1 protein-coding gene is annotated in these 1,442 nt (G+C 21.9%); it reads right to left on the bottom strand.

What is annotated here, in order from left to right; translation table 11 throughout:
• The coding region (locus HMPREF0202_RS05995; RefSeq protein ID WP_023052259.1) for a hypothetical protein at positions 1–1,350 on the bottom strand (1,350 nt) is incomplete at its 3' end.
• Positions 1,351–1,442 lie beyond the last annotated feature (92 nt).

Below are 1,442 nucleotides of genomic sequence, written 5' to 3'. Positions count from 1 at the left end.
TTTAGAATTTACACAAAATTTGAAGAAGACTCCAACTACTTCTCCTACTTCATCTATCTCGTCTTTATCAAATATTTTTATCCGTTCTTTTGCTTCACTATTTTCAAAAATATAACTTTCATTTTTTAATTCGGATAAAACTTTATTATACAGTCCTAAATAGTCAGTATTTTTTGTTGCTATATAATATAACTTAGAGTTTTCTAGGTTATCTAATTCAAATATTGGAACTATTTTTACTCTAAAAATTGGACTATTTAAACCTTTTATTACATAATTATTTTGTAAACTTTTTATAAAATCTACTATCTCTATTTTACAATCTAATGTATCTTCTGTTTTAATTTTATTTTTTGCACTTTGGTATTCTTCGTGTAATTTTTTTAATAATTTAATTTTTACGGGATCTATTCCTTCCATTTTCAATTTTTCTAAGTAACTATTATTTTTTCTAGTTCCAACCATTATTCTTATAGTCAAAGCTGCACTTTGATTAGATGGATTTTCTATATATATTTTCTTTGAAGTTATCTCCTCTCTTAATAGACTTATATATCTCATATACAAATAGAAAGCTTGCTTAAAGTACGATTTAGAAAAATATTTTTTTCCATCTAAAGTATTTAAATAATCTATTAACAGAGATTTTTTGTATAAGCTTCCCTTTAAAGCGTTCTGTAATGAATCTTTTTTTATTTGATTATCATTTTCGTCAGCAAATTCAACAAAATTTAATTTTTCATAATAGCTTATAAAATATTTTATATCTAATATATCATTAATGTTCCCTTCTGGAAGTAAATAGGTTCCTGTTAAATATTTTAATATTTTTTCTTTTTTCTCTCTTAAATTTTCGATTAATTTTTGTTTTTTTTCTTTATTTCCACATAGATTCATATAGCTATTTTCCTCAAGAGGATATTCTTCTATAAACTCTTCCAATAATCCTTTTTTAGTAATATCTGGTAATTCTTTAAATTTTATAAAATAAATATTATGCTCATTCCAATTTAAAAGATTATCAATGAATTCATTTTTATTTTTTCTTAAAAAGTCTTTTATTTCCTCTTCTGTTTCATTTTTCTCTTCATCTTTTTCATAAAAACACAGATAACTTTCTTCCACTGTTTTAATTTCTTTTAAAATAAACTTTAGAAATTTAGATTCTATTTTAGTATTTAAGGTATCTACTGTATCGAATGCCAAAACCACCGAATTAAAAAAGTCTATATTTTCCTTCTCTTCATTAATAATAGTTTTTTTTATCCAGATTTCTTTGATACTATTTTTCTTTAAATAATTTTCTATATTATAAATTTTTTCAAATATTTCTATAGATATTTTTTGCATGCTCACTCTCCTGTAGTTATTTTTTAGGTATAACTTTTCTATTATTTAACCACATTTATAAGTTAAAATCAATTTTTAAAAACTTATTTTTA

The organism is Cetobacterium somerae ATCC BAA-474 (genome assembly GCF_000479045.1).
Lineage (GTDB): Bacteria > Fusobacteriota > Fusobacteriia > Fusobacteriales > Fusobacteriaceae > Cetobacterium_A > Cetobacterium_A somerae.
The sequence above is the reverse complement of the archived record's forward strand: the minus strand, read 5'-3'. Positions and strand labels throughout refer to the sequence as shown.